The following is a 23661-nucleotide window of genomic DNA, read 5'->3' as shown; positions in this document are numbered from 1 at the left end:
GCCGTTAAGCCTGAGGCCGTTAGGTTGACAATACGCCTTATTCTAATTGCTTTCGCGGCGCGTTCCGGCGAGGCACACCCAACCTTCATGTTCGCGCCACACGCTGATATCGATCCAGCGCGCGTAGACCTGCGCGACCTCCTCGGCCTGGCGGGCGAGAATGCCCGACAGCGCGATGTGGCCGCCCGGCTTCACCTTCGACGACAGCATCGACGCCATCAGCTTGAGCGGATTGGAGAGAATGTTCGCGACCACGACGTCGAATTCGCCGGCCGGACAGGCGTCGGGCAGGCCATAGGTGACTTCGGCGTGATTGCGTTCGCTATTGTGACGCGCCGATTCGACCGCCTGCGGATCGATATCGATGCCGATCACCGGATCGGCGCCGCACTTCTTCGCGAGAATCGCGAGGATGCCCGAGCCGCAGCCGTAGTCGAGCACGGACTGGCCGGGCTTGATCGACTGCTCGATCCACTCCATGCACAGACGCGTGGTGGGGTGGCTGCCGGTGCCGAACGCGAGACCCGGATCGAGTTCGAGCACGAGCGCCTCGGGGTCCGGCGCATCGTGCCACGACGGCACGACCCAGATGCGCTCGCCGATCTGGATCGGATCGAACTGCGACTGCGTGAGCCGCACCCAGTCCTGCTCCTCGACCTCGCGCACGGTATATGCCGGCGCGGCATCGAGTCCGATCTCGTTGGCCGCGGCGGTCAGCAGCACGGCCGGATCGTGTTCCGGCGCGAGCAGCGCGATCACGCGCGAATGCTGCCATGCCGTGCGATCCGGCGTGAGGCCGGGCTCGCCGAACAGCGGCTGCTCGTCGGGCGTGTCGGCGTCGGCGTCTTCGACCGACACCGACAGCGCGCCCAGCTCGAGCAGCGCGTCGGACAATTCCTCCGCGTGCTCGCGCGCCAGTTCGGCAACCAGTTCCCGATAGCTCATGACTTACGCTTCTTCCGCGACCTGCTGACGCGCGGCCAGCCGGTTTTCGAGGTAGTGGATGCTGGTGCCGCCTTCGACGAACTTCGCGTCGAGCATCAGCTCACGGTGCAGCGGGATGTTGGTCTGAATACCTTCGACCACCATTTCCGACAGCGCGATGCGCATCCGCATGATCGCCTGTTCGCGCGTGGCGCCGTAAGCGATCAGCTTGCCGATCATCGAATCGTAGTTCGGCGGCACGAAATAACCATTGTAGGCGTGCGAATCGACGCGGATGCCGGGACCGCCCGGCATATGCCACGAGGTCAGGCGTCCCGGTGACGGCGTGAACTTGAACGGATCTTCGGCATTGATCCGGCATTCGATCGCATGGCCGCGGAACTGGATGTCGCGCTGACGGAACGTGAGCTTCTCGCCGGCCGCGATGCGGATCTGTTCCTGCACGATGTCGACACCGGTGATCAGTTCGGTCACCGGATGCTCGACCTGCACGCGCGTGTTCATCTCGATGAAGTAGAACTCGCCGTTCTCATACAGGAACTCGAAGGTACCCGCGCCGAGATAGCCCATCTTCTTGCACGCGTCCGCGCAACGATCGCCGATGCGGTCGATCAGACGGCGCGCGATGCCCGGCGCCGGCGCTTCCTCGATCACCTTCTGGTGACGGCGTTGCATCGAGCAGTCGCGCTCGCCGAGCCACACGGCGTTCTTGAACGAGTCGGCCAGCACCTGGATTTCGATGTGCCGCGGGTTCTCGAGGAATTTCTCCATGTAGACCTGCGGGTTGCCGAACGCGCGGCCGGCTTCCTCGCGGGTCATGATGACCGCGTTGACGAGCGCCGCTTCCGTGTGGACCACGCGCATGCCGCGGCCGCCGCCGCCGCCCGCCGCCTTGATGATGACCGGATAGCCGACCTGGCGGGCGATCTTCACGATTTCTTTTGGATCGTCCGGCAGCGCGCCTTCCGAACCCGGCACGCAAGGCACGCCGGTCTTGATCATGGTCTGCTTGGCCGTGACCTTGTCGCCCATCATGCGGATCGTTTCCGGACGCGGGCCGATGAAGGTAAAGCCGGACTGCTCGACGCGCTCGGCGAAGTCGGCGTTCTCCGACAGGAAGCCGTAGCCGGGGTGGATCGCTTCGGCGTCGGTGACTTCGGCCGCGCTGATCAGCGCGGGCATGTTCAGATAGCTCAGATTCGACGGTGCCGGGCCGATGCAGACCGCCTCGTCGGCGAGCTTCACGTACTTGGCTTCCTTGTCGGCTTCCGAATAGACGACGACCGTCTTGACGCCGAGCTCGCGGCAGGCGCGCTGGATACGAAGCGCGATCTCGCCACGATTGGCAATGAGGATTTTTTCAAACATAGCGGGTTTTCGACTCATCAATGGGCGCCGGGTCGGTCACGACGCCGGCTGCCGCAGAGGATCGGTCGCGCGCCTCGGGACGAGCGGCGCGCGGGCGGCAAATAGTGCGTGCCGCGTTAGCCGACCACGAACAGCGGTTGGCCGTATTCGACCGCCTGGCCGTTTTCGACGAGGATTTCCTTGACCACGCCGGACTTGTCCGACTCGATCTCGTTGAGCAGCTTCATCGCTTCGATGATGCAGATGGTCTGGCCTTCCTTGACCGTGTCACCGACCTGCACGAACGGATCGGCGCCCGGCGACGGCGCGCGGTAGAACGTGCCGACCATCGGCGAGGTAACGACGTGACCCTGCGGCGCGGCGGCGGCCGGCGTGGCCGGAGCGCCCGCGGGGGCTGCCGGTGCTTCGACAGCGCCGAACGGCGCCGGTTGTGCGAATTGCGGTGCGGCGTATGAGACGGACGGTTGGACGTAAACCGGCGGCGCATTCTTGACGATGCGGACCTTGCCTTCGCCCTCGGTCACTTCGAGTTCGGAAATACCGGACTCCGAGACGAGGTCGATCAGAGTTTTGAGTTTACGTAGATCCATCAGGTTGCCCCTTTCAATGCGTAGTGTGCCGGCGTGTACAAGTCGCAGTAGCCGGCTCAAATTGGACGTGTTTGGATTCAGCCGCGCGACGACCCGGCCGCGAGCCGGTCGAGCGCGAATTCGAGCGCGTACAGATACCCTTTCCAGCCGAGGCCGCAAATGACGCCCTCAGCCTGGTCGGAGAAATACGAGTGATGCCGGAACGGTTCGCGGCGATGCACGTTCGACAGATGAATCTCGACGAACGGGATGCCGACCCCCGCCAGTGCGTCGCGAATGGCCACGCTCGTGTGTGTGTACGCGGCGGGATTGATCAGGATGAAATCGGTTTGCTCGGTGCGGGCCGCCTGAATACGGTCGACCAGTGCGCCTTCGTGATTGCTCTGAAACGACGCGAGTTCGACGCCTGCGTCGGCTGCGCGGTCCACCAGCGCCTGATCGATCTGCGGCAGGGTCACGCGACCGTAGACCTCGGGTTCCCGGCTGCCGAGAAGATTGAGGTTGGGTCCGTGCAGTACCAGCAGTCGCGTCATGGTCGCTTCTTTTTCCGTGGAATTGCGCGCACTTTAGCGCTGATTAGAGAAACTTGTCTAGTTTCGCGCGCGTACGCGGCGACGGCCGGCGCGGGCCGCGGCGCAGCCTTGGGTCCAACTTCACTCAAATTCGGGAATTATCCGTGTATTTTTGCTCGTTCTGCACGGAATCGCATGCCAAAAAGCGCAGCGTGGGAAATCGGGGAATTTACAGCGCGTCGAGCGTCTGACGCAGCGCCGTCGGGTCGATCTGGCCCAATTTTGTCGAGCGGATGTTGCCTTTTGCGTCGATCACGACGGTAAACGGCAAACCGCCCGCATTGTTGCCGAACGCGCGCGCGAGGTCGGCGCCGCCGAAGCCGGTCACGTAGACGGGGTACGCGACCTTGACCTTCTGCAGGAAGGTCTGGATGTTCTTTTCCGAGTCGACGCCGAGGCCGACGAACTGGACGCCTTTCTTCGCGTACTCGCGCTGGATCTGCGACAGCGCCGGCATTTCCTCGACGCACGGAGCGCACCACGACGCCCAGAAGTTGACGACGATCGGGTGGCCCTTGAGCAGGCTCAGCGACTGCGATTTGCCGTCGACGTTCGTGACCGGCGCGCTCCACAGTTGCTGCACGGGACTCGCAGAGGTGGCAGGCTGCGCTCCGGCCTGCGCCGCGTACGCGACGTCGGAACTGCGATTGAGCCAGTGATTGGCCAGTACGCCGCCGCCCGCGGCAATCAGCGCAACGACCGCGCCCGCCAGCATACGTCTCGTGTTCATCGTGCTCCGTTCTGTCTGATCAATTGGTGAAGGACGGCACTTCGTCGCCGTCGAGCAGCGCCTGCACCGCCGGCAAATTGGCCCGCGCCGTGCGGCCGCGCGCGTCGGCGCGTACCGCGCCACGCAGGTCGTCGGTTTCGTACAGCGCGACGTGGATGCCGACCGGCTCGGCGTTGCGCTCGCCCGCGGGGCGCCACAGAAAGCTCAGCGTCTCCACGTAGCCGCGGCCCGCGAAGTGGCGCGTTTCCGACACGTCGTACTGGATGTTTGCATTGAGCATGTAGATCGCGACTTCCTTCGGGTTGTCGCAAAACACCTGCAGATGCACATCCGAATGCTCGCCGGCCGTACCGCCGAGCACCGCGCCCGTCAGATACGGATTGAACGGCGCGAGCCGCTCCATCCAGTCGACCGCGATCATGCGCAGGCGCCGCAGCAGCGCCGGCTGGCTGTCGCTCTGGAACAGCGACTGATATTCGCGGATTTCTTCTTCGATCTGATCGTTGTCCGGCAGCCATTCGCCGGCAACACGAGTCTCGCCGACGACTTGCCGGGCCGCCTTGCGCTTCGCGCTGGCGTAATCCAGGCCGTCTTCGGCAATCAGGCGTGCCGCCGCGATTGCGATTTCCTCGCGCACGCGCTGCGGGTCGAAATGTGATTTGCGGACCATCCTTGCATGATACTCGATCGAGCCTGCGACGCGGTTCGGCGGCCCGCACGGGGCGGCGCCGGGCGTGGCCGGCAGGGGGCAGCGCGCGTCGCGTCGGTTACAATAGGCGTCCTTTGCAGACGGTCGTTCCGACCGTCCTGTGGCTCTCTCATCCCTCGCAAGAAACGCCCCCGCGGCACGACAGGCTTATGCATATCCACATCCTCGGCATCTGCGGCACCTTCATGGGCGGTCTCGCGGTGCTCGCGCGCAATGCGGGCCACACGGTGACCGGCTGCGACGCCGGCGTCTATCCGCCGATGAGCACGCAGCTCGAGGCGCAAGGCATCGGTCTGATCGAGGGTTATGACGCGGACCAACTGAACGGCCTGAACGCGGATCTATTCGTGATCGGCAACGTGGTCACGCGCGGCAACCCGCTGATGGAAGCGATTCTGGACCGCGGCCTGCCGTACGTGTCCGGTCCGCAGTGGCTCGGCGAGCACGTGCTGAACGGCAAATGGGTGCTGGCCGTGGCCGGCACGCACGGCAAGACCACCACGAGCTCGATGCTGACCTGGCTGCTCGAAGACGCGGGCCTGAACCCCGGCTTCCTGATCGGCGGTGTGCCGCTCAATTTCGGCGTGTCGGCGCGGCTCACCGATTCGAGCTTCTTCGTGATCGAAGCCGACGAATACGACACCGCGTTCTTCGACAAACGCTCGAAGTTCGTCCATTACCGCCCGAAAACGGCGGTGCTGAACAATCTCGAATTCGATCACGCCGACATCTTCCCTGATCTCGCCGCGATCGAAACGCAGTTCCATCATCTGATCCGCACGGTGCCACGCCTCGGCCGCGTCGTCACGAACGGCCGCGAGGACGCGCTCGAGCGCGTACTGACGCGCGGCTGCTGGAGCGAGGTCGAGCGCTTCGGCGTCCAGGGCGGCTGGGAGATCCAGGCGGCGGAGCAGGGCGTGCCCGTCGACGAACGCTTCGCCGTCTATCACAACGGCGAGCGCGTCGGCGTGGTCGACTGGCAGGTGCAGGGCGAGCATAACCGCCTGAACGCGCTCGCCGCGATCGCCGCCGCGCGCCATGTCGGCGTGCCGCCCGCGCAGGCCGCGAAGTCGCTGTCCGGCTTTCGCAACGTGAAGCGCCGCATGGAAGTGCGTGGCAGCGTCGAGGGTGTGACCGTGTACGACGACTTCGCGCATCACCCCACCGCGATCGAGACGACGGTGGCCGGCCTGCGCGCGCGGGTCGGCCGCGACAACACGCGAATCCTTGCGGTGCTGGAACCACGCTCGAACACGATGAAGCTCGGCATGATGAAAGCGCAACTGCCGGCGAGCCTCGCCGACGCCGATCTCGTGTTCGGCTACGGCGCGCCGAGCGGGCGCGACGCGCTCGGCTGGAACCTCGGCGAAGCGCTCGCGCCGCTCGACGGCAAGGCGCAGGCGTTCGACAACCTCGACGCGCTCGTGAAGGCGGTGGTCCGCGCGGCGCGCCCCGGCGACCAGATTCTGGTGATGAGCAACGGCGGCTTCGGCGGGGTGCATCAGAAACTGCTCGACGGTCTTTCGACGCGAGGCGTGTCGTGATTCTGTATCTGCACGGTTTCCGTTCGTCGCCGAATTCGTTCAAGGCGCGCCTGCTCGCGGCGCGTCTCGCCGAGCTGGGCCGCGCCGACGAGTGGTGCTGCCCGATGCTGCCGGTGTCGCCGTTCGAGACCGTGGCGCTCGCCGAATCGCTGGTCGCCGACGCGCGCGCGAAGGGCGATGCGCGGCAGGTGACAGTGATCGGCAGTTCGCTCGGCGGCTACTTCGCCACCCATCTGGCCGAGAAACACGGCTGGCCGGCCGTGCTGCTGAACCCGGCGGTCGTGCCGCAGCGCGACCTGAGCGCGTATCTCGGCGAGCAGCCGTTGTGGCACGGTGGCGGCAGCATCGTCGTCGAGCCGCATCATCTGGATGAATTGCGCGCGCTCGGCGTGGCGTCGATCACGCAGCCCGAACGCTATTATTTGATGGCAGCCACCGGCGACGAAGTGCTCGACTACCGCGAAATGCTCGCGCACTATCCGGGCGCGCGCACCACGCTGATCGAGGGCAGCGACCACGCGATCAGCGAGTTCGCGCAGTATCTCGGCGACGTGCTGGCCTTTTGCGACGCCGAACATGTCGAGCCGCCGGCGCCGCGCGCAGCGGCCTGACGGCACGCAAGGGCGGCGGCACCGAACCCTGCCAGGACGTCAGTCAGAAAGACCCAACGACCGCCACCGCTGGTCGCAAGATTCAACCCGCTGGCACGCGCAGTGCGCGCCGCGGATTCACTATCACGAACAGGTTGCCGTGCCGCGCATGCAGTGATCGATCGCCACAGGGCGTCGGGCGCGACGGCAGACGCAAGTCAGAACGAGAGTATTGAGTGAACGTCTTCTTCGAGGAATCGGGCAGTTTCAAGGCCGGCAGCGTGCTGTCGCGCCAGGGCGACGCGTTTCAGGTCGAGTTGCCGGGCGGGCGGCGCGCGAAGGTGCGCGCGAAGGATGTGCTGATCGAGTTCGAGAAGCCCACCGCGGCCGAACTGATGCAGCAGGCCGACGCGTTGGCGCAAGAGATCGATCTGGACTTCCTGTGGGAATGCGCGCCGGACGATGAATTCCCGTTCGCGACGCTGGGCGCCGAGTACTTCGGCGCGAGCTTCGGCGCGATCGAGCGTGCGGCGCTGGTGCTGCGCATGCACGGCTCGCCGGTGTACTTCCGCCGCAAGGGCCGCGGCATGTACCAGCGCGCGCCGCAAGAGCAGCTGAAGATGGCGCTCGCGGGCCTCGAGCGCAAGCGTCAGCAGGCGCTCGTGCAGGCGCAGTACGAGGAAGAGCTGAAGGCAGGCCGCCTGCCTGAAGCGTTCGCGGGCGGCAAGGGGCTCGCGCTCTTAACGAAGCCCGACAAGAACACGATCGAGTACAAGGCGCTCGAGGGCGCCGCGGCCGCGCGCGGCATCTCGCAGGCGCGGCTGATGCTCGAATGCGGCGCGATCGCGTCGCCGCGCGCGCTGCACGAAGCGAAGTTCCTGTCCGAGTTCTTCCCGCACGGCACCGGCTTCCCGTCCGTCGCGGCCGCGAACGTGCCCGACGATCTGCCGCAGGCGCACGTCGAGGCGTTCTCGATCGACGACATCACCACGACCGAAATCGACGACGCGTTCTCGGTCGAGCATCTGGCCGACGGCCGTGTGCGCATCGGCGTGCACATCGCCGCGCCGGCGCTCGGCATCCAGCGTGGCGACGACGTCGATGCGATTGCGCGCGCGCGTCTGTCGACGGTCTACATGCCCGGCGACAAGATCACGATGCTGCCCGACAGCGTCGTCGACACCTTCACGCTTGCCGAGGGTGGGTATCGGCCGGCGCTGTCGCTGTACGTGATCGTCAATCGCGAGACGCAGGAGATCGTCGCGAGCGAAACGCGCGCCGAGCGCGTGTTCGTGAAGAACAATCTGCGCCACAACACGCTCGACGAAATCGTCACCGAGAAGGCGCTCGCCGAGGGCACCGGCGAGTATCCGCACAAGGACGATATCGCCGTGCTGTGGCCGTTCGCGCAAGCGCTGTTCGAAAAGCGCCAGACCGCGCGCGCCGGCTACGGCCTGCGCCGCGAAGTGCAGCGCAATACCGACTTCAATTTCTACGTCGACGGCGAGCATGTCACGATTACGCCGCGCCGGCGCGGCTCGCCGCTCGACACGATCGTCGCCGAGCTGGCGATTCTCGCGAACTCGTCGTGGGGCGGGTTCCTGCACGATCACGGCGTGCCGGGCATCTATCGCACGCAGCGCGCGTTCGGCGTGCCGAGCGGCCCGAAGCGCACGCGCATGCAGACCAACGCCGCGCCGCACGAAGGGCTCGGCGTCACGCAGTACGCGTGGAGCACGTCGCCGCTGCGCCGCTACGTCGACCTCGTGAATCAGTGGCAGCTGATCGCGTGCGTGCAGCATGGCGTGACCGCCAAGCTCGCCGCGCCGTTCAAGCCGAAGGACGCCGATCTGTTCGCGGTCGTGCAAGGCTTCGACGACACCTACACCGCGTACGCCGACTATCAGCGTCGCATGGAGTACTTCTGGTGTCTGCGCTGGCTCACCCAGGAAAACCGCAAGCAGGTGGTCGCGTCGGTCGTGAAGGGCGATCTCGTGCGTCTCGAGGAAATTCCGCTGCTGCTGCACGTGCCGGGCCTCGGCGTGCATGCGCGCGGCACGCGTTTGCAGATGGAAGTCATGTCGATCGATGAACTGACGATCGAAGCGTCGGTTCGTCTGTTGCACGTGCTCGATGCACCGACCGTGACGAGCGGCGCCGAAGCCGAAGAAGGCGAGGACGAGGGCGAGGAAGAGTTGCTCGACGCATCCGACGACAGCGCCGAAAGCGAAGCCGAAGCGGAAGCGGAAGCGGAAGCGGAAGCGGAAGCCGAAGCCGACGGCGGCAATCCCAACGACAACCCCAGCGCAGACGAATCCGCGGCGACCGGCGACGGCAACGACGCCGCGAACAACGCCGACAACGACCAACACGTCACGGAGCCGGGACGATGAGCGGCAACCCAACGCGCGAGCGCTACGCGGTCATCGGCAACCCCGTCGGGCATAGCAAGTCGCCGTTCATCCACGGCCGCTTCGCCGCGCAAACCGGCGAGCCGGTCGAGTACGGTCATCTGCTCGCGCCGCTCGACGCGTTCGTGCCGCACGTGCGCGCGTTCATCGAAGCGGGCGGACGCGGCCTGAACGTGACGGTGCCGTTCAAGCTCGACGCGCATGCATTCGCGAACACGCTGTCGCCGCGCGCGGCGGCGGCGGGCGCGGTGAACACGCTGCGGGTCGACGCCGACGGCATCTACGGCGACAACACTGATGGCTTCGGCCTCGTGCGCGACATCGAGGTGAATCTCGGCGTGTCGCTGAAGGGCGCGCGCATCCTGCTGCTCGGCGCGGGCGGGGCCGCGCGCGGTGTCGTGCTGCCGATGCTCGAGCGCGCACCGCATACGCTGACGATCGTCAATCGCACGGCGCAGAAGGCCGAAACGCTGGTCGACCAGTTCGCGCAGGCTGCCAGCGGCGCGCACTGCCGTCTGACCGGCGGCAGCGCCCGCGCGATCGAAGCGGGCCAGTACGACGTGATCGTCAACGCGACCGCGGGCAGCCTCGATGCGTCGCTGCCCGAGTGCGACGATCGCGCGTTCGGCAACGGCACGCTCGCCTACGACATGATGTACGGCGCGCATCCGACCATCTTCATGCAGCACGCGGCGAAACTCGGCGCGCGCGGCGCCGACGGACTCGGCATGCTGGTCGAGCAGGCCGCCGAATCGTTCCATGTGTGGCGCGGCGTGCGTCCGGACAGTGCGCCGGTGCTCGCCGAATTGCGCGCGCTGCTGACGGCGCCGTCGCCCGCGTAATGTCGGCGCGCGGATAGCACGCACCATGACAGCGACGCGGCGCGCCAGCGGTTCGCGCGGCCAGTCCGGCCCGCTGCGCTGGCTCGCCTGGTTGACCGCGGTCGTGGCCATCGCCTGGCTCGCGACGCAGGCGTACTACTTCGCGCAGATCGCAATCTGGAACGTCGTCAATCCGCGTTCGACCGCGTTCATGCGCTCGGACGCATGGCGTCTGTCGCAGGACCGGCCGGATCTGTCGGTGCAGCGAACGTGGGTGCCGTACGAGCAGATTTCGCGCAACCTGAAGCGCGCGATCATCGCGTCCGAAGACGCGAACTTCGTCAACAACAAAGGCTACGAAACCGACGCGATCCTGCAGGCGTGGGAGCGCAACAAGGCGCAAGGCCGGATCGTGCGCGGCGGCTCGACGATCTCGCAGCAGCTTGCGCGCAACCTGTTTCTGTCGCGCGAGAAAAGCTATATCCGCAAAGGCCAGGAGCTGATCATCACGTGGATGCTCGAAACGCTGATGGACAAGCAGCGCATCTTCGAGATCTATCTGAACTCGGTCGAATGGGGCAGCGGCGTGTACGGCGCCGAGGCGGCCGCGCAGTACTACTTCAAGACCTCGGCAAGCAAGCTCACGGCCGCGCAGTCGGCGCGGCTCGCGGTGATGCTGCCACGCCCCAGGTATTTCGATGAACACAGGAATTCGGCGTATCTCACGCAACGCGCGCGCGTGATTGCGCGGCGGATGGGCGCGGCTGAATTGCCGGATTGAAAGAGCCCTCGATCCCGTTGTCCTGCTTCGAAGCCCGCCTCGCGCGGGCTTTTTTGCCTCAGCAGACCGCGACCGCGACAGTTCGCTAAACACTCGATCGCCCACTAAAATCTCACTATATGGACTCAACATTCACATATTGGTGATTCTCAAAAGTCGCCCTACAATCCAAGCCAACATGCATCGCGAGTCGGCGCCCCAGCGCGCCGAAACAGCGAACAGCGACAGAAAAAAACCGGAGACGAGACCGACCATGTCTGGCAGCCAACCACAGCAGCCGCGCGAGCGCGGCGCCGCACCCGTTCCCGCCCTGTTCTCCGGCCCCGCGCGCTAAGCGCAGAAACCATCCGAAGGCGAATCGCCATGAACAAAGCGATGCCCACTCCCGCCGCCAGCGCGGCCGAGGCCGCGCAGGGCTCGAACGGCGGGCCGAACAGCGCCGCGAATCCGGCGCCGAATTCCGCGCCGCGCGAGGCTTCAGCCGTCACCGCCAATGTCGCCGCCAGTGCGTCCGCTACCGCGAGGGCGTCGCGCCCGGTGGCGCGCGCGGCGACCGTCGACGGTCTCGGGCTGCCGGTCACGCTGCTGGAAATCACGCCGCAGCAGGCCGGCACGCAGACACTGTTGCGCGGCCTTGCGATTCTCGAGGCGGCCGCGGCCGGTGTGCGCGATCTGCGCAGCTTCGGCGCCGCGCTCGGCACGACCCGCAGCACCACGCACCGGCTCGTCAGCAGCCTCGTGCAGGCGCGCTATCTGCGCCAGGTGCAGGGCGGCTATCTGCTCGGGCCGAAGCTGATCGAGCTCGGCACGATCGCGCTCGAACAGATGCCACTGACGGCCGTCGCGCGTGCGCACCTCGAGTCGCTGGCCGAGCAGACGCTCGACACGATCCACCTCGGCGTGCGCGACGGCGACGACGTGCTGTACATCGACAAGATCCCCGGCACGCGCGGCCTCGAAATGCGCTCGCGCGTCGGCCATCGGATGCCGCTCGCGTCGACCGGCATCGGCAAGGCGATGATGCTCGACCTCGCGGCGGACGCATGGCAGTCGCTGTTCGACGCGTCGCGCCGCGCGCTCGCAGGCGTCAGCTTCAAGCCGGACAACCGCCCCGATGCGCCGACCTTCCTGCAGCGAATGACGAACTACGCGGCCGGCGGCTACACGTTCGATCTCGAAGAGAACGAAGCGGCGATCCGTTGCGTCGCGGCGCCGGTGCGCGATGCGTCGGGCGCGATCGTCGCGGCGTTGTCGGTGGCCAGCACGATTCCCTATATGCCGCTCGAACGGATGGACGAACTGATTCCGGTCGTGCAGCGCGAGGCGCGCGCGATTTCGGAAGAACTCGGTTGGCGCGCACCGCGACCGGCCACGCGCAGGATCAAGCGATGAAACAAGCGGGCACCGCCACGCCGGCGGACCACCGGGCGCCCGCCGCGCCCACCTCGGGCGTGAAGCCGGACGCGACCGCCGCCGCCGATACCGCCGCCGTCGATTTCACGCACGCCGCGCTGATCGCGCTCGACTGGGGCACGACGTCGCTGCGCGCCTATCTGTTCGACGCGCACGGCCGCGTGCTGGCGACGCGCGCATCGACGGCCGGCATCATGAATCTGCCGCGTAGCGCGGCCGAGGGCGGCTTCGACGCCGCCTTCGACGACGCCTGCGGCGCATGGCTCGACCGCGCGCGCGGCGTGCCGGTGATCGCGGCGGGGATGGTCGGCAGCGCGCAGGGCTGGCTCGAAGCGCCGTATGTCGAGACACCCGCGAACGCCGATGCGTTGGTGGCCGGTATCGTCCGCGTGCAGACCGCGCGCGGCGCGACGCTGCATATCGTGCCGGGCGTGCTGCAACGCGGTGAATTGCCGAACGTGATGCGCGGCGAGGAGACGCAAATTTTCGGCGCGCTCAGCGCGGACGCGGACGGCGCGCACGACGCGAACTCGGTCGACAGCAACGCCCGCTCGCTGATCGGCCTGCCCGGCACGCACGCGAAATGGGCGGTCGTGCAGGCGGAGCGCATCGAGCGTTTTCATACGTTCATGACCGGCGAGGTGTTCGCCGCGCTGCGCGAGCACACGATTCTCGGCCGCACGATGGTCACGCCCGATCGCCCGGATACCGAAGCATTTCTGCGCGGCGTGAACATCGCGCGCGAGCAGGGCCAGGCAGGCGTGCTCGCGACCGTGTTCAGCACGCGCACGCTCGGCTTGACCGGCGCGCTGTCGAGCGAGGCACAGCCGGACTATCTGTCGGGCCTGCTGATCGGGCACGAACTCACCGGCCTCGAAGCGGTCCTCGCGCAGCAAGGCAGCTCGCTCGCGCAGCAGAGTCTGCGGCTGATCGGCAACGACGCGCTGTGCGAGCGCTACCGCCTCGCGCTCGCGCAATTCGGCTGTCTGCGCGCGGAGCCGGTCAGGCATGCAACCGAACGCGGCCTGTGGCGCGTCGCCGTCGAAGCGGGGCTCGTCCGGCCGTCCGCCCAGGCGGCGCGCGCAGGCTGACCGGCGGCAGAGCCCTTTACGACGCTCACGAAACAAGGAACCGACATGCAACCACACATCAATCTGCCCGCACCGTACATGCCGCACGCGGGTCTGATCGCCGCGTTCGAAGCCTGTCCGCTGATCGCGATCCTGCGCGGCGTCACGCCCGCCGACGCGGCCGATCACGGTCAGGCCCTGTACGAAGCCGGTTTTCGCATCGTCGAAGTACCGCTCAATTCGCCGCAGCCGTTCGACAGTATCTCGGCGATCCGCAAGGTGCTGCCGGCCGACGCGATCGTCGGCGCGGGCACGGTGCTGCATCCGCTGTTCGTGGACGACGTGAAGGCCGCAGGCGGCGAACTCATCGTGATGCCGCACAGCGATCCGGAAGTCGTGATCGCCGCGAAGGCGCGGGGCCTCGCCTGCGCGCCCGGCGTCGCGACGCCGACCGAGGCGTTCGTCGCGCTGAAGAACGGCGCGGACGTGCTGAAGATGTTTCCCGCCGAGCAGCTCGGCTGCCAGGTCGTCAAGGCATGGCGCGCGGTGATCGCCGCGCAGGTGCCGCTCGTGCCGGTCGGCGGCGTCACGCCGGACAACATGGGGCCGTTCCTGAGCGCCGGCGCGAACGGTTTCGGCCTCGGCTCCGCGCTGTACAAGCCGGGCCAGAGCGCGGCGGTGACCGCGTCGCATGCGAAGGCGTTCATCAACGGTCTGCGGATCGCCCGCGCGGGCGCGAAGAAATGAACCGGCTCGCCGGCAAAGCCGCTCTCGTGACGGGCGCTGGACGAGGCATAGGCGCGGCGATCGCGCTGGCGTTCGCGCGCGAGGGCGCGGCGGTCGTGCTGGCGGAACTCGACCTCGACCTGGCGCAGCGCACGGCCGCGCAGATCGAGGCGGAAGTTGGCACCGGCGCGCGCGTGCTTGGCACCGGCGCGCGCGTGCTCGCGATTCAGACTGACGTGACGCAACCGGCGTCGGTGCGGCACGCGGTCAGCGAAGGCGAACGCGCGTTCGGCGCGCTCGACATCCTCGTCAACAACGCGGGCATCAACGTGTTCTGCGATCCGCTGACGATGACCGACGCCGACTGGCGGCGCTGCTTCGCGGTCGATCTCGACGGCGTGTGGAACGGCTGTCGCGCGGTGCTGCCGGGCATGGTCGAGCGTGGCGCGGGCAGCATCGTGAACATCGCGTCGACGCACGCGTTCAAGATCATTCCGGGCTGCTTTCCGTACCCGGTCGCGAAGCATGGCGTGATTGGCCTCACGCGCGCGCTCGGCATCGAGTACGCGCCGCGCAACGTGCGCGTGAACGCGATCGCGCCGGGCTACATCGAGACGCAGCTGACGCACGACTGGTGGAACGAGCAGTCCGATCCGGCCGCCGCGCAGCAGGCGACACTCGATCTGCAGCCGATGAAGCGCATCGGCCGCCCGGAGGAGGTGGCGATGACCGCGGTGTTCCTCGCGTCGGACGAAGCGCCGTTCATCAACGCGAGCTGCATCACTGTCGATGGCGGACGCTCGGCGCTGTATCACGACTGAATTCGCATCGCGAAGAGATGCACAGAACACCGGACGACGCGCTGGCCGCGTGTGTCAGACCGGTACAAGAAGACGCGGCCGATTACCTTCTCGTTATCAATTAGTCAGGAGACACGCATTATGAAACGCAGAATTTTCCTCACGCTGGCAGCGGCGGCGGCGGGTGTGCTCTTCAACGCACCGGTCGTACAGGCTGCCGATACGGTCAAGATCGGCTTCCTCGTGAAGCAGCCGGAAGAGCCCTGGTTCCAGGACGAATGGAAGTTCGCCGAGATCGCCGCCAAGCAGAAGGGCTTCACGCTCGTGAAGATCGGCGCGCCGTCGGGCGAGAAGGTAATGAGCGCAATCGATAACCTCGCCGCGCAGAAGGCACAGGGCTTCGTGATCTGCACACCCGACGTCAAGCTCGGGCCGGGCATCGTCGCGAAGGCGAAGGCGGACGGCCTGAAGATGATGACGGTCGACGACCGCCTCGTCGACGGCGCGGGCAAGCCGATCGAAGCGGTGCCGCACATGGGCATCTCGGCGTATAACATCGGCAAGCAGGTCGGCGACGGCATCGCGGCTGAAATCAAGAAACGCGGCTGGGACATGAAGGACGTCGGCGCGATCGACGTGACCTACGAGCAGTTGCCGACCGCGCATGACCGGACCACCGGCGCGACCGACGCGCTGGTCGCCGCGGGCTTCCCGAAAGCGAACATCGTCACCGCGCCGCAGGCGAAGACCGACACGGAAAACGCGTTCAACGCCGCCAACATCGCGCTGACGAAGAACCCGCAGTTCAAGCACTGGGTCGCTTACGCGCTGAACGACGAAGGCGTGCTCGGCGCGGTGCGCGCGGCGGAAGGCCGTGGCTTCAAGGCCGACAACATGATCGGCATCGGCATCGGCGGTTCGGAGTCCGCGATGAACGAGTTCAAGAAGCCGCAGCCGACGGGCTTCTACGGCACCGTGATCATCAGCCCGAAGCGCCACGGCGAGGAAACCTCGGAACTGATGTACGCGTGGATCACGCAGGGCAAGGAACCGCCGCTGCTGACGCTGACGACCGGCATGCTGGCGACGCGCGACAACGTCGGCGAAGTGCGCGAGAAGATGGGCCTCGCGTCGAAGTAACCGCAAGTCTTGCGGTGGTATGAAGTACACCGGCGGCGCGTCGCTTTCCCTGCCTATCGCAGGGGACGGCGCGCCGGCGGCGAGAAACGATCTGCGGTAGACAGACGGATGAAGCAAAGGAGGCGAAGTGTCAGCGGCGCTACGTTTTGACAATATCGGCAAGGTTTTTCCAGGCGTGCGTGCGCTCGACGGCGTGTCCTTCGACGTCAACGTCGGCCAGGTGCACGGCCTGATGGGCGAAAACGGCGCGGGAAAATCGACGCTGCTGAAAATTCTCGGCGGCGAGTATCAGCCCGATTCGGGCCGCATGATGATCGACGGCAACGAGGTGCGCTTTCCGAGCGCGGCCGCGTCGATCGGTGCCGGCATCGCGGTGATTCACCAGGAACTGCAGTACGTGCCCGACCTCACGGTCGCGGAGAATCTGCTGCTCGGCCAGCTGCCCAATGCGCTCGGCTGGGTCAACAAGCGCGAGGCGAAGCGCTTCGTGCGCGAGCGGCTCGCAGCGATGGGCGTCGCGCTCGATCCGAACGCGAAGCTGCGCAAGCTGTCGATCGCGCAGCGGCAGATGGTCGAAATCTGCAAGGCGCTGATGCGCAACGCGCGCGTGATCGCGCTCGACGAGCCGACCAGCTCGCTGTCGCACCGCGAGACCGAGGTGCTGTTCAAGCTGGTGCGCGATCTGCGCGCCGACAACCGCGCGATGATCTACATCTCGCACCGCATGGACGAGATCTACGAGCTGTGCGACGCGTGCACGATCTTCCGCGACGGCCGCAAGGTCGCGTCGCATCCGACGCTAGAAGGCGTGTCGCGCGACACGATCGTCAGCGAGATGGTCGGGCGCGAAATTTCGGACATCTATAGCTATTCGGCGCGGCCGCTCGGCGAAGTGCGTTTCGCGGCGAAGGCGATCGAAGGTCATCCGCTCGCGCAGCCGGCGAGCTTCGAGGTGCGGCGCGGCGAGATCGTCGGCTTCTTCGGACTCGTCGGCGCGGGCCGCAGCGAGCTGATGCATCTGGTGTACGGCGCCGAGCATCGCAAGGGCGGCGAACTCATACTCGACGGCAAGCCGATCAAGGTGCGCAGCGCGGGCGAGGCGATTAAGCACGGCATCGTGCTGTGCCCCGAGGATCGCAAGGAAGAGGGCATCGTCGCGATGGCGAGCGTCGCGGAGAACATCAACATCAGCTGCCGCCGTCACTATCTGCGCGCGGGCGTGTTTCTCGATCGCAAGAAGGAGGCGCAGACGGCGGATCGTTTCATCAAGCTGCTGAAGATCAAGACGCCGCATCGGCGGCAGAAGATCCGCTTCCTGTCGGGCGGCAACCAGCAGAAGGCGATTCTGTCGCGCTGGCTCGCCGAGCCCGATCTGAAAGTCGTGATTCTCGACGAACCGACTCGCGGCATCGACGTCGGCGCGAAACACGAGATCTATAACGTGATCTATCAGCTCGCGGAGCGCGGCTGCGCGATCGTGATGATTTCGTCGGAATTGCCGGAAGTGCTCGGCGTGTCCGACCGGATCGTCGTGATGCGCCAGGGCCGCATTTCCGGCGAGCTCGCGCGCAAGGACGCGACCGAACAGTCGGTGCTGAGCCTCGCGCTGCCGCAAAGCTCGACCGCGCTGCCTGAAAACGCGAACGCCAACGCCGCCAACCAGAGCGCGTCGCGCGCGGCCTGAACCTTATCCGGACGCGAGTCCGCAACCCGTGGGGAACGGGGAGGAGTATTGAACATGCAAGCCAGAGAAAACCTCGCGCAGCAGACCGCCAAGAGCGCGGCCGACGCGCTGATTCCGCAGACCGGCGACAAGGCCAAATGGTGGCAGCAGATCACCGAATACAGCCTGATCGTGATCTTCATCCTGATGTTCGTCACGATGTCGCTGACCGTCGATCATTTCTTCTCGATCGAGAACATGCTCGGCCTCGCGCTGTCGATCTCGCAGATCGGCATGGTCGCGTGCACGATGATGTTCTGCCTCGCGTCGCGCGACTTCGACCTGTCGGTCGGCTCGACCGTCGCGTTCGCCGGCGTGCTGTGCGCGATGGTGCTCAACGCGACCAACAGCACGGTCATCGCGATCATCGCGGCGGTCGCGGCGGGCGCGGTGATCGGCTTCGTCAACGGCGCGGTGATCGCTTATCTGCGCATCAACGCGCTGATCACGACGCTCGCGACGATGGAAATCGTGCGTGGCCTCGGCTTCATCGTGTCGCATGGGCAGGCGGTCGGCGTGTCGTCGGATACGTTCATCGCGCTCGGCGGCCTGACGTTCTTCGGCGTGTCGCTGCCGATCTGGGTCACGCTGATCTGCTTCATCGTTTTCGGCGTGATGCTGAACCAGACCGTGTACGGCCGCAATACGCTGGCGATCGGCGGTAATCCGGAAGCGTCGCGGCTCGCCGGTATCAACGTGGAGCGCACGCGCGTCTACATCTTTCTGATCCAGGGCGCCGTCACCGCGCTTGCCGGCGTGATTCTCGCGTCGCGTATCACGTCGGGTCAGCCGAACGCCGCCGAAGGCTTCGAGCTGAACGTGATCTCCGCGTGCGTGCTCGGCGGCGTGTCGCTGTTGGGCGGCCGCGCGACGATCTCCGGCGTCGTGATCGGCGTGCTGATCATGGGTACGGTCGAGAACGTGATGAACCTGCTGAACATCGACGCGTTCTATCAGTACCTGGTGCGCGGCGCGATCCTGCTCGCGGCCGTGTTGCTCGACCAGTTGAAGAACCGCGGCTCGCGCGATTGAGTCGCTTTCACCCCATCCCAAGCACATCCAAGCTCATAAAGGAATCGAACGATGTCGTCTCCGGCCAATGCAAACGCCAGCCTCGCTGACACCGCGTACGCGCGCTATCCGAGCCTCGTCGACCGTACGGTGCTGATCACGGGCGGCGCGACCGGCATCGGCGCATCGTTCGTCGAGCACTTTGCGGCGCAGGGCGCGCGCGTCGCGTTCTTCGATATCGACGCGAGCGCGGGCGACGCGCTCGCCGACCAGCTCGGCGATTCGAAGCACAAGCCGCTGTTTCTGGCCTGCGATCTGACCGATGTCGACGCGCTGCAAAAAGCGATCGCCGACGTAAAGGCCGCGCTGGGTCCGATCCAGGTGCTCATCAACAACGCTGCGAACGACAAGCGCCATCAGATCGGCGACGTGACGCGCGAGTCGTTCGACGCGGGCATCGCCGTGAACATCCGCCATCAGTTCTTCGCGGCGCAGGCCGTGATGGAGGACATGAAGGCCGCGCGTAGCGGCTCGATCATTAACCTCGGCTCGATCAGCTGGATGCTGAAGAACGGCGGCTATCCGGTGTACGTGATGTCGAAGTCGGCGGTGCAGGGTTTGACGCGCGGGCTCGCGCGCGACCTCGGCCACTTCAATATCCGCGTCAACACGCTGGTGCCGGGCTGGGTGATGACCGACAAGCAGCTGCGCCTGTGGCTCGACGACAACGGCCGCCGCCAGATCAAGGAAGGCCAGTGCATCGACGCCGAGCTGATGCCGGCCGACCTCGCGCGCATGGCGCTGTTCCTCGCCGCCGACGACAGCCGCATGATCACCGCGCAGGACATCGTCGTCGACGGAGGCTGGGCGTGAGCGCCAGCCCGCGCGTGCAGCGGGCCACGCTGCTGCTCGACGCGCAATGCGAGCTCGGCGAAGGCGCGACCTGGTGCGCGAGGAGCGCCCGCTTCTACTGGACCGACATCGAAGGCGCGCGGCTGTGGCGCTACGATCCGGCCGACGGCCGCAGCGATTCGTTCGACATGCCCGAGCGGCTCGCCACCTTCGCACTGTGCGAAAACCCGCGCTACGTGCTGCTCGGGCTCGCATCGCACCTCGCGTTTTTCGATCTGCAGACAGTCAGCACACAGCGCATCGTCGACGTCGAGCCCGGCATGAATACACGCGTCAACGACGGCCGCTGCGATCGGCAAGGGCGCTTCGTGTTCGGCACCAAGGACGAAAGCGGGCAACGGCAGACGGTCGCCGGCTTTTATCGGTTGAATCACGATCTGTCGCTCGAACGTTTACCGTTGCCAGCGCCGGCGATTTCGAACAGCATCGCATTCAGTCCCGACGGCGCGACGATGTACTACTGCGATTCGCCGACGCGTGAAATCCGCGCGTGCGACTATCGCGCGGACGGCGGCATCGCGAACGATCGCCTGTTCACTCGCCTGACCGATGCGAACGGCATCCCCGACGGCTCGACCGTCGACAGCGACGGCGGCCTGTGGAACGCGCAATGGGGCGGCGCGCGCGTGGTGCGTTACGGCCCCGATGGCGTGGAAACCGAGCGCATCGACGTGCCGACCACGCAGCCGAGCTGCGTCGCGATCGGCGGTGCCGCGCTCGGCCAGGCCACGGGCAGCGCCCAGGGCGAGTCGGCGCTCGACACGCTGTACATCACGAGCGCCTACGCCGAGCTCGATGCGACGGCGCGCGCGGCCGACACGCTCGCGGGCGACCTGTTCGTCGCGACGCTCGCGCGGCGCGGTGTTGCGGAGCCGCTGTTCCAGGGCGCGCCTATCTAGCGCAGAATGACGCAGCCCCGGCCGCATGCCGGGGCCGCGATCCTGAAGGTGAAGCAGAAGTCGATGTGGCAGTTTCGGTCCGCGAGCAATACGCCCGCGACCGGCCGGCAACGAATCGGCAGCATGCAGTTCGGACTCGAGGCGAATTGGTCACAAAAAGTCGCCCGCCACTCCCGTCAACCCTGACGGCAACGTCCCACGCCTCTCGATGGAGCCAGATATGACTGTTGCGAATCTCGTTTCAGCCTCATCCCCAACCTCTCAAACGCGACGCTCGCGACTCGCCGCGGCGGCCAATCCCGTGCTGGCGGGCCCGAGCACGTCGGCGGTGGCCCTCGGCGAAGGCAGCGCCGGCGATGTCGCGTGCATCACACTCGCCAACTCGCAATTGCGTCTCGATGTCGCGCCGACGCTCGGCGGCGGTGTGACCCGCTTCGACTGGCGCGACGACGGCGCGCTGACGCCGATCTTCCGGCGCTGCAGTCACGTCGGTGTCGATACGCAACCGAACCAGCTGGCCTGCTATCCGCTCTTGCCGTACTCGAACCGCATCGGCGGCGGCCATTTCAGCGTGGCCGGGCGGCGCGTCGAGGTACCGCGCAACCGCGCCGACGAGCCGCTGCCGATTCACGGCGACGGCTGGCTCGCGCAATGGCAGGTGCTCGACGCGGGCCGCGAGCACGTGCGTCTCGCGCTCGACCGCAGCGACGGCAAGCCGTACGCGTTCCGCGCGACACAAACCTACACGCTGGACGGCCCGACGCTGGTCGTCTCGCTCGACATCGAAAACGCTGGCCGCGAGACGCTGCCGTTCGGGCTCGGCGTGCATCCGTTCTTCGTGCGCGACGCGGACACCGAGCTGTCGGCGGCGGCCGGCGGCCTGTGGCTCTCGGGCGACGACTGGCTGCCGGTGCGCCACGTACCGGCGCCCCCCGCGTGGCAGTTCGGCGTCGCGTATCCGCTGCCGGAGACGATCGTCAATCACGCGTTCACCGGCTGGAGCGGCCAGGCGGCAGTGGTGTGGCCGAAGCGCCGTCTGTCGCTGAACATCGCCGCCGACACCGACTATTACGTGCTGTACACGCCGCCCGGCGAAGACTTCTTCTGCTTCGAACCGGTCGATCATCCGATCAATGCGATGAACCTGGCGGGCGGCGCGAGCGAAAACGGCATGACGCTGCTCAAGCGCGGCGAGCGGTTGACGCGCGCGTTCCGCTTCACGGTCGAGCGGACTGGACTGCGCTCGATGCCGGGCGGGCGCGGCGCGCGGCGCAGGAAGTAGCCGCAGTCGTAGCCGCCGGGCCGCCGCCCGGACGAACGTCCGAACGGGCGGCCTGGCGCTGCTATCGCCTATGAGGCGCGGGCCGCGCGGTGACCGCCATCGACGGACGGCGTTCGTGGGACAGGTAAAATACGCGCCTCCTCCGATTACCGGCTCGCCGCGAGACTCACCATGTCCAATTTCATCCAGACACTCAACGACGCCTGGCAGCGCACGAACTCGCTGCTGTGCGTTGGCCTCGATCCCGAGCCCAGCAAATTCCCGGGTGCGCTCGCGGGCCGCGCCGACGCGATCTTCGAGTTCTGCCGCACGATCGTCGATGCAACCGCGCCGTACGCGTCGTCGTTCAAGCCGCAGATCGCCTACTTCGCCGCGCATCGCGCAGAAGAGCAGCTCGAGCAGCTGATCGCCCACATTCACGCGAACCATCCGGGCCTGCCGGTGATTCTCGACGCCAAGCGCGGCGATATCGGCAGCACGGCCGAGCAATACGCACGCGAGGCCTTCGAGCGCTACCAGGCCGACGCGGTGACGGTCAATCCGTACATGGGTTTCGATTCGATCGAGCCGTATCTCGAGCACGCAGGCAAGGGCGTGATCGTGCTGTGTCGCACGTCGAACGCGGGTGGCTCGGATCTGCAGTTTCTCGAGACAAGCGGTCGGCCGCTGTATCAGGTCGTCGCGCAACTGGCCGCGCAGAAGTGGAATGCAAGCGGCCAGCTTGGGCTCGTGGTCGGCGCGACGTTTCCGAAGGAAATCGAAGTGGTGCGGGGGATCGTCGGCGACATGCCGCTGCTGATTCCGGGCATCGGCGCGCAAGGCGGCGACGTGCAGGCCACCGTGAGCGCCGGACGCACCGCGAACGGCACCGGCATGCTGATCAACTCTTCGCGCGCGATCATCTACGCGGGCAAGGGCGACGATTTCGTGCAAGCGGCCGCGCAGGCCGCGAAGGACACCCGCGACCGGATCAACGCGTTTCGTTGAACCGGCGGGCGATCCCGCGGCGGGCGATCCCGCGGCGGGCGATCCCGCGGCGGGCGATCCCGCGACGGGCGATCCCGCGACGACCGGCGCGGCGCGTCAGCGCGCCGGTGCGAGCCGCCCGATCAACCCCGCATGCCGCGGATGCCGCGCCTTCAGCGCGTCCACCTCCGCGAGTTCGAACTCGCTGAATTCGAAACCCGGCGCGACCGTGCAGCCGACCAGCGCGAACGATGCCGGATCGGCGCACTCGGCCGCGAACCACAAGCCGGCCGGCACGACGGCCTGACAGACCGTATCGGGATGCGTGAGCGGATTGCCGAGCCGGTGCGTGACGAGCGCACCGCCGGCATCGCTTTCATCGAGCACGTGGACCAGCAGCGGCTCGCCGGCATAGAAATGCCAGACTTCATCGGAACGGATCCGATGCCACGCCGAATGCGCGCCGTCGCACAGCAAGTAATGGATCGCAGTCGACGCCGCACGGGCGTTCCCAACCTCGCTCGGCTCGCCGGCGCGCAGCACACGCGCGGCCGAGCGGTATGTCTCCGCAAAAAAGCCGCCTTCAGGATGGGGCTTCAGATCGAAGCGGCGGATCAGTTCGTCTGCGATCGCGCGCGAATCCGGCATTGTCCGTCTC

23 protein-coding genes are annotated in these 23661 nt (G+C 66.7%); 16 read left to right on the top strand and 7 right to left on the bottom strand.

The features are described from left to right. Positions 1-42: 42 nt before the first annotated feature. The 6 genes from prmA to HDG34_RS06315 all read right to left on the bottom strand — a co-directional run bounded on the left by prmA (position 43) and on the right by HDG34_RS06315 (position 4875). On the bottom strand, positions 43-945 hold the full coding sequence (gene prmA / locus HDG34_RS06340) for a 50S ribosomal protein L11 methyltransferase (RefSeq protein ID WP_184058521.1): 903 nt from the start codon (positions 943-945) through the stop codon (positions 43-45). 3 nt (positions 946-948) lie between these two features. After that, a complete protein-coding gene (gene accC / locus HDG34_RS06335) occupies positions 949-2313 on the bottom strand; it encodes an acetyl-CoA carboxylase biotin carboxylase subunit (protein WP_090801904.1) in 1365 nt (454 codons plus the stop codon). A gap of 116 nt (positions 2314-2429) precedes the next feature. Further along, the gene (accB, locus tag HDG34_RS06330) at positions 2430-2903 is read right to left on the bottom strand and encodes an acetyl-CoA carboxylase biotin carboxyl carrier protein (RefSeq protein ID WP_184058519.1); all 474 of its coding nucleotides are present in this window, start codon (positions 2901-2903) and stop codon (positions 2430-2432) included. 77 nt (positions 2904-2980) lie between these two features. Beyond that, on the bottom strand, positions 2981-3436 hold the full coding sequence (aroQ, locus tag HDG34_RS06325) for a type II 3-dehydroquinate dehydratase (protein WP_184058517.1): 456 nt from the start codon (positions 3434-3436) through the stop codon (positions 2981-2983). Positions 3437-3644: 208 nt separating this feature from the next. Next, positions 3645-4205: a TlpA disulfide reductase family protein gene (locus HDG34_RS06320; protein ID WP_184058515.1), complete on the bottom strand. Its 561-nt coding sequence runs from the start codon at positions 4203-4205 to the stop codon at positions 3645-3647. A gap of 19 nt (positions 4206-4224) precedes the next feature. Then, a complete protein-coding gene (locus HDG34_RS06315; protein WP_090801898.1) occupies positions 4225-4875 on the bottom strand; it encodes a UDP-N-acetylmuramate--alanine ligase in 651 nt (216 codons plus the stop codon). A gap of 188 nt (positions 4876-5063) precedes the next feature. Between HDG34_RS06315 and mpl the strand changes: the two genes are divergently transcribed. From mpl to pyrF, 16 genes are all read left to right on the top strand, one after another. Then, entirely contained in the window at positions 5064-6458 is a 1395-nt protein-coding gene (mpl, locus tag HDG34_RS06310; RefSeq protein WP_184058513.1) for a UDP-N-acetylmuramate:L-alanyl-gamma-D-glutamyl-meso-diaminopimelate ligase, read from the top strand. After that, positions 6455-7069 (top strand): YqiA/YcfP family alpha/beta fold hydrolase, encoded by a 615-nt coding sequence (locus HDG34_RS06305; protein ID WP_184058511.1) that lies wholly within the window; start codon positions 6455-6457, stop codon positions 7067-7069. The genes mpl and HDG34_RS06305 overlap by 4 nt, the downstream gene beginning before the upstream one ends. A 215-nt stretch (positions 7070-7284) precedes the next feature. Then, the gene (locus HDG34_RS06300) at positions 7285-9441 is read left to right on the top strand and encodes a ribonuclease catalytic domain-containing protein (RefSeq protein ID WP_184058509.1); all 2157 of its coding nucleotides are present in this window, start codon (positions 7285-7287) and stop codon (positions 9439-9441) included. After that, the gene (aroE, locus tag HDG34_RS06295; protein ID WP_184058507.1) at positions 9438-10301 is read left to right on the top strand and encodes a shikimate dehydrogenase; all 864 of its coding nucleotides are present in this window, start codon (positions 9438-9440) and stop codon (positions 10299-10301) included. Before HDG34_RS06300 ends, aroE begins: the two co-directional genes overlap by 4 nt. A gap of 25 nt (positions 10302-10326) precedes the next feature. Beyond that, on the top strand, positions 10327-11061 hold the full coding sequence (mtgA, locus tag HDG34_RS06290; RefSeq protein WP_184058505.1) for a monofunctional biosynthetic peptidoglycan transglycosylase: 735 nt from the start codon (positions 10327-10329) through the stop codon (positions 11059-11061). 363 nt (positions 11062-11424) lie between these two features. Beyond that, positions 11425-12453 carry an IclR family transcriptional regulator gene (locus HDG34_RS06285; RefSeq protein WP_184058503.1) on the top strand — a complete coding sequence of 343 codons (1029 nt, stop codon included), beginning with the start codon at positions 11425-11427 and terminating at the stop codon, positions 12451-12453. Next, positions 12450-13565, top strand: a complete 1116-nt coding sequence (locus tag HDG34_RS06280; protein WP_184058501.1) for a 2-dehydro-3-deoxygalactonokinase — start codon at positions 12450-12452, stop codon at positions 13563-13565. The genes HDG34_RS06285 and HDG34_RS06280 overlap by 4 nt, the downstream gene beginning before the upstream one ends. Positions 13566-13610: 45 nt before the next feature. Continuing rightward, complete coding sequence (locus HDG34_RS06275) at positions 13611-14291, top strand: 2-dehydro-3-deoxy-6-phosphogalactonate aldolase (protein WP_184058499.1); 681 nt, start codon at positions 13611-13613, stop codon at positions 14289-14291. Beyond that, positions 14288-15091 (top strand): SDR family oxidoreductase, encoded by an 804-nt coding sequence (locus HDG34_RS06270; RefSeq protein ID WP_184058497.1) that lies wholly within the window; start codon positions 14288-14290, stop codon positions 15089-15091. The genes HDG34_RS06275 and HDG34_RS06270 overlap by 4 nt, the downstream gene beginning before the upstream one ends. 120 nt (positions 15092-15211) lie before the next feature. Beyond that, complete coding sequence (locus HDG34_RS06265) at positions 15212-16210, top strand: arabinose ABC transporter substrate-binding protein (protein ID WP_184058495.1); 999 nt, start codon at positions 15212-15214, stop codon at positions 16208-16210. 127 nt (positions 16211-16337) lie between these two features. Next, positions 16338-17894 carry an L-arabinose ABC transporter ATP-binding protein AraG gene (gene araG, locus HDG34_RS06260; RefSeq protein WP_184058493.1) on the top strand — a complete coding sequence of 519 codons (1557 nt, stop codon included), beginning with the start codon at positions 16338-16340 and terminating at the stop codon, positions 17892-17894. A 54-nt stretch (positions 17895-17948) separates the two neighbouring features. Then, a complete protein-coding gene (araH, locus tag HDG34_RS06255; protein WP_184022903.1) occupies positions 17949-18965 on the top strand; it encodes an L-arabinose ABC transporter permease AraH in 1017 nt (338 codons plus the stop codon). A 51-nt stretch (positions 18966-19016) separates the two neighbouring features. Next, a complete protein-coding gene (locus HDG34_RS06250; protein WP_184058491.1) occupies positions 19017-19817 on the top strand; it encodes an SDR family NAD(P)-dependent oxidoreductase in 801 nt (266 codons plus the stop codon). Further along, positions 19814-20755, top strand: coding sequence for an SMP-30/gluconolactonase/LRE family protein (locus tag HDG34_RS06245; RefSeq protein WP_184058489.1), 942 nt, complete (start codon positions 19814-19816; stop codon positions 20753-20755). Before HDG34_RS06250 ends, HDG34_RS06245 begins: the two co-directional genes overlap by 4 nt. A 220-nt stretch (positions 20756-20975) precedes the next feature. After that, positions 20976-22037, top strand: a complete 1062-nt coding sequence (locus HDG34_RS06240; RefSeq protein ID WP_184058487.1) for an aldose 1-epimerase — start codon at positions 20976-20978, stop codon at positions 22035-22037. A 171-nt stretch (positions 22038-22208) separates the two neighbouring features. Next, positions 22209-23024, top strand: a complete 816-nt coding sequence (pyrF, locus tag HDG34_RS06235) for an orotidine-5'-phosphate decarboxylase (protein ID WP_184058485.1) — start codon at positions 22209-22211, stop codon at positions 23022-23024. Positions 23025-23120: 96 nt separating this feature from the next. Here pyrF and HDG34_RS06230 read toward each other — a convergent pair whose 3' ends face one another. Continuing rightward, the gene (locus HDG34_RS06230; protein WP_184058483.1) at positions 23121-23651 is read right to left on the bottom strand and encodes a cupin domain-containing protein; all 531 of its coding nucleotides are present in this window, start codon (positions 23649-23651) and stop codon (positions 23121-23123) included. Between the last annotated feature and the right edge of the window lie 10 nt (positions 23652-23661).

Origin of the sequence: Paraburkholderia sp. HC6.4b, from assembly GCF_014200875.1 — a bacterium.
In the GTDB taxonomy this organism is placed as follows: domain Bacteria; phylum Pseudomonadota; class Gammaproteobacteria; order Burkholderiales; family Burkholderiaceae; genus Paraburkholderia; species Paraburkholderia tuberum.
The sequence above is the reverse complement of the archived record's forward strand: the minus strand, read 5'-3'. Positions and strand labels throughout refer to the sequence as shown.